A 4,837-nucleotide genomic window follows, 5' to 3' on the forward strand; every position below is an offset into this window, starting at 1 on the left:
GTAAGCAGCGATGCTGCGAGCGGCGGGAAACTCGAAAAGCTTGTGATATGGTGGCGCCGGTTGAAGTTATTACTGCGGCGGGTTTCGCTGCGGAGACCAAACCACCAACTGCCGCGCAGTCGAACGTGTCGCGCGACGGCAGTCAAACAACCTGGAAGCGAGGCCGGAAACTATGACAGGCCAGGGCAGTGGATTCGGGCTTATAGTTGTAGGCGCACTTTGCATCGTGCTCAATGCGCTCGGATCAGCCCGCTGGATTGGGTTGGTCATGATCGGTATTGGCGTGCTCTCCTACGCCCGGTCGAAAAACTAGACGATCAAACCGCTTTGTGCGCTGCTATCCGACACTGGAGAGATGCTATGCAACGATACCTGACAGCCTTAAGAGCGTTTGCGGCGGCTGCCTGCACGCTCACACTGGTTCCGATGGCGGCGGGCGCCCAAACCGTCACGCGCATTTCCGTGAACCATCTTCCGCCGCTGCTACGGCAATTCTCAGGGAACACGAGTCAATGGTTCTCGTTCCTGGCCCAAACCGGGCACACCTACACGATTAGTACCCTCGATCACGGTCCAAATGGGCGTACCCGGATCCAATTGCTATCACACGATCGCAAGACGCAACTTACGCAGGGTACTTTTGGGTCCGCTGGCGGCTTCGGCGCGACTGCCACCTGGAAAGCCAGCCGCTCCGGCCTGTTGTACGTGGTCGCTGCCGGCATGCCTCCCGCTAATGGCGCCCAATTCGAGATACAGGTGCACGGCGTCGCTGGTACGGCGGCCGCACTTGGCCGACCGACCGTCGCGAGCAAGCCAGCGCCGCCGGGCCTTATCAACCCGCGTCCGAACCCGTACGGCGGTGTAGGTGCGGTCACTCTATCTGCACACTCGGTGCCGGTGGGGAGGCCAGTCGTCATCCACTATTCGGTCTCTGGCACCCACGGCACGGCCGTGGGTGCGCAGTTCATCGTGATTACGCCCGGTGGTGCCGTGCGGCGTGCCTCCAGGAGTCTGACGGGACAAAGCGGCACGTTCCAAGGATCGGTGCGTTTCACCGGCACTGCAATGCGTGGAATCTACCGCGTGATCTGCTTCTGGCATATCGAGGGATTCGGCGTGAATGGTGACGTCTGCATTGCCAGAACGCAATTCACGGTGCGGTAGCCCGCAGTCTGCTGCGCCAAACCAGTTCGCCGACGGTTGGTCTTATGTTGCCAACCGGCGGCAAACTTGCACGGCGCAGCGCCAGAACCTTCCGCCGCAGGAGGCATTGAAATCACAATGACATCGATAGAACCGGACCGGTTGAGGACGCAGTGTGTGAGCAGGTCAAGTTCAAGAGTGGCCCGGCGGGCGCGGTGCGCCTTTGTCCTTGCCGTGGCGGCAGGGTGGCTGTGTTTCTGTCAGCCGCCCGCTTCGGCCGCGCCGCATCCACAGCTACCCAACCTCGCATGGACCGGCCGGGCCGTTGGGTTCTCCGTGGCGGGCGCCGGCTCGTTCCGCTTTACGCCGGAACAGGCGTTTGCCTGGGGCGCAAAGGAGCTGGACCGCCGCGCAACAGCGGCTTTAGGGTCAGAGAACTTCTCCAATGCGTCCGATGCCGACCTCTGGGCCCTGTACGCGCGATTACGAAAGCGGTATGACGCTGAACTGCTCGCGGCGCTTCCGCCTGGCGAGCGGACTGCAGTGCGTCGGGCCGCGGCGGCGTTTGCCGCATGGCGGAGAATCAACCACAACATGTGGGACGACATGCATCAGCCCGGTGAAGGCTTCGGCGACCAGCGTATGGACTGCCTCATGCCGGACCTTGCGGCTCACACGCTGAATGCGATCTACGGCGTTCCAGACCGAATGAACCGCGATACAGCCAGCAGCGCCGACCTTGGGGCAGAGATGCGTGCCGCTATGGCCGGCTTCGAAGGCGTTGTGCCCGGCGCCGGCCAGCAGTTTTACACCACCGCCGCCAGCCATAACGCAGCATGGGCACGGTGGAGGCGCCTTTCGGGCGCAGTATTGCGGGATTTGCGGGCCCTGCCGGTTGTAGCCCGGCGCCCATTTGCGATGGAAGCGGTGCGGCTGATTATGAGGTAACCGCCGGGCTTGGCCGCTGGGTGGGGCGACATCCGGGCGCCAATGAGAAAGGCCGACCGGCTGCCGAGCGGCGCGAATCGCAACTGCAGCAGTCCTAGGCTGAGACGCGGCGCCGATAATGCGACAAAGTCGAAAAGTTTGTGATCGACAGTTTGGACCCAGCGTTAATGCAGTAACGGACCGTCCCTGCGGCGATCTCCGATTGAGTGCGATGCTACCTTCAGAGTGAAATGCCCATTTTAGGAGCTAACCGGATGACAAAGAGTACTTCTCTCCCTGGCTCGCTGACTCGAACATGCCGGCCAGCCACGACATGCAGCCACATGAGCGCTGTATCACATTGTTCTTTACTGACGCGTTGGCTCGGCGGGGTGGCTGCAACGGCACTGTTGATCGCGGCGGCTGGCGTAGCCAGCGCCCAGATCTTCGCCGTTAAACACCAATTCAACCAGTCCGCGGACGGCGGTGAGCCATTATGCGGCCTCATGCAGGCCTCTGACGGGAATCTGTACGGCACGTGCTCGAACGGCGGTGCGTACTCCCTGGGCACGTTGTATCAAATCACTCCGCAGGGGACATTCGTGCCAATCTATGCGTTCACGGGAGGAGGAGGCGACGGAGCGACGCCTGAGGCCGCACCGTACGAAGCGAACAACAGCCTCCTCTATGGAACCTGCACGTTCGGTGGCTCCGGGAATTCCGGCGTGGTGTACAGGACTGACTTCAATGCAACTCATTACGTGGCGCTGTTGTACGCCGACAGCATCGACGGCGGCATGTATCCAAAGGGGACGTTGGTACAGGCGCTTGACGGGAACCTTTACGGAACGTGCGAGAACGGCGGCTACCCTGGGACAGGTGGCGGCACGGCATTCGAGACTAATCTGGCCGGTTCCGGCAACTGGCTCGACCAGTTCTATGCCCCTAGTGGGCCGCAGGCCGCAATGCTGCAGCTGCCTAACAGATCGTTCGCCTATACGCTCTCCGGTGAGACAGGAATCAACTTGAACACCGGCGGTACGGCGACCGGACAGATAAGGGACGAAACGTACAATCCGTTCGCAAATCCCTGGGCCTACACTTTTACCGGAGGCGCGGATGGACAGGATCCGAAGTGCACCTTGCTGCATGCTTCGGACGGATTCCTTTACGGCACATGCGTTTTTGGCGGCGCCTTCCCAGCTGAACTGGGCTTTGGCACGGTCTGGAGAATCGCCCTGGACGGATCTCACTTCCAGGTTGTGTACACATTTACGGGCGGATCTGCGGACGGTGCATATCCTGAGGCCGGGCTCATTCAGGCGAGCGACGGGGACCTATACGGCACGTGTAACGAGGGTGGCGCAAACAACACTGGAACCGTTTACAAGATAATCCCCGGCGCCCCGCTAGGTTCTAACTTCGTGCTCGTGCATTCGTTCGCGGCGCTCAACTCAACTGGCGATAACTCCGACGGAGCATACCCCTACTGCCAACTCGTGCAGGCGAGTGATGGCTCAATCTGGGGAACCTGCACGAATGGCGGCAGCGGCGCGGCCGGTACGATATGGACGTATAAAGCTATTGGTGGACCTCCGGCGATAACCGGCATAACGCCGCAAGAGAGTGCGGTGGACTGGGCCATTCCGGACACCATAACCATTGCCGGCGGCACGTTTACTTCTGATGCGATCGCAAAGTTCAACGGTGCGGCGCTTCAGACCACCTACGTTGACAGCGGGCATATCACGACAACCATTCCAACCGCGCTGTTGACTATCCCCGGCAACTACCCGATAACGGTCACCCAGGCGAGCGGGTCGTCGGCGCCGGCACCATTCACGGTGGTTGCCCCGGGGTCAGCGATTAGTTTCGCGGTTGGTACTATGACGCGAAACGCCGACGGGAGCATCAATGTGCCTATCACCCTCACGAACTTCGGCAATAGCCCCGCGCACTATGTCAGCCTGACGTGGGCGTACCTGGGCAACACCAACACGCTTACCAAACTCCCAATAAACACCGGTAGTTACATCGTGCCGGGCGCGCATTATTCGCTGACGCTTCGGTTCCCGGCTAGCGCAGGCGCTGCCGGGCAAACGGAGCCCGTTTACCTCGGACTATCGGACTTCCTTGAGCCCTTGAATGCCGTGGTGCTCCCGTAGGAAAGCTCACGGAGCAACTAAACACCACACCGGCAAACACACGGCGTTCACGGCTAACGACACTGGTCGAGTAGCGCGGGCGCTCAGATGTGACTGCCTACCTCGCATCAAGCCTCGACCCTCCATCCAGGTTTTGGATGGAGGGTCGGAGCGTCCTTGACGGCCGATGAGAAAGGCGGTTTCGCTCCACTGCATCAATATGGAACGCCCGGTGCCCGGCAGCCACAGGTTTCATCTCCTTAACGCGGCGGTTTATCCTCAGTTCGCTCGAGGCATTGTTGCGTCCCGCCGCTCAGATACCCTCCGTCTGTCCATCCTGCACCGCGCCCGAATCGTCTACTTCGCCCGTGACACGGCAGGCAGGCACGGAAAGCAACAAGTCTGAAATTAGCCGCGCCGTCCGGGCGATGCCCGGGCGTGGCGACTGCTTGCCGGCCAGCTCATGGGCAGTGGGTCTAAGGCGAGCGCCGTCACGGCGATCCGGCGGGCGGCCGAACTGGCGCCGGATGACCCGCTGGCACAGAGGGCGCTGTGCGAAATGCTGGCGAGAACGGGTGAAACCGCGGAGGCCCGCGCGGCCGTGGAGCGGCTGCTGAAGACGT

The 4,837-nt window shown here is 61.4% G+C and carries 3 protein-coding genes and 1 pseudogene; all 4 read left to right on the forward strand.

The window, feature by feature from the left end:
• Positions 1 to 360: 360 nt before the first annotated feature.
• The 4 genes and pseudogenes from KGJ62_15710 (at position 361) to KGJ62_15725 (ending at position 4,837) form a co-directional block, all read left to right on the forward strand.
• Positions 361 to 1,164, forward strand: a complete 804-nt coding sequence (locus tag KGJ62_15710; GenBank protein ID MDE2128028.1) for a hypothetical protein — start codon at positions 361 to 363, stop codon at positions 1,162 to 1,164.
• Between the two features lie 117 nt (positions 1,165 to 1,281).
• Positions 1,282 to 2,091: a hypothetical protein gene (locus KGJ62_15715; protein ID MDE2128029.1), complete on the forward strand. Its 810-nt coding sequence runs from the start codon at positions 1,282 to 1,284 to the stop codon at positions 2,089 to 2,091.
• A gap of 485 nt (positions 2,092 to 2,576) precedes the next feature.
• The gene (locus tag KGJ62_15720; GenBank protein MDE2128030.1) at positions 2,577 to 4,235 is read left to right on the forward strand and encodes a hypothetical protein; all 1,659 of its coding nucleotides are present in this window, start codon (positions 2,577 to 2,579) and stop codon (positions 4,233 to 4,235) included.
• Between the two features lie 397 nt (positions 4,236 to 4,632).
• Positions 4,633 to 4,837, forward strand: a pseudogene (locus KGJ62_15725) (tetratricopeptide repeat protein).

The sequence above is a fragment of the Armatimonadota bacterium genome (assembly GCA_028871815.1).
Lineage (GTDB): Bacteria > Armatimonadota > Chthonomonadetes > Chthonomonadales > Chthonomonadaceae > REEB205.

Coding starts and splice junctions, on each gene's coding strand:
- KGJ62_15710 (MDE2128028.1), top strand. CDS start 361: ATGCAACGATACCTGACAGCCTTAAGAGCGTTTGCGGCGGCTGCCTGC.
- KGJ62_15715 (MDE2128029.1), top strand. CDS start 1,282: ATGACATCGATAGAACCGGACCGGTTGAGGACGCAGTGTGTGAGCAGG.
- KGJ62_15720 (MDE2128030.1), top strand. CDS start 2,577: ATGCAGGCCTCTGACGGGAATCTGTACGGCACGTGCTCGAACGGCGGT.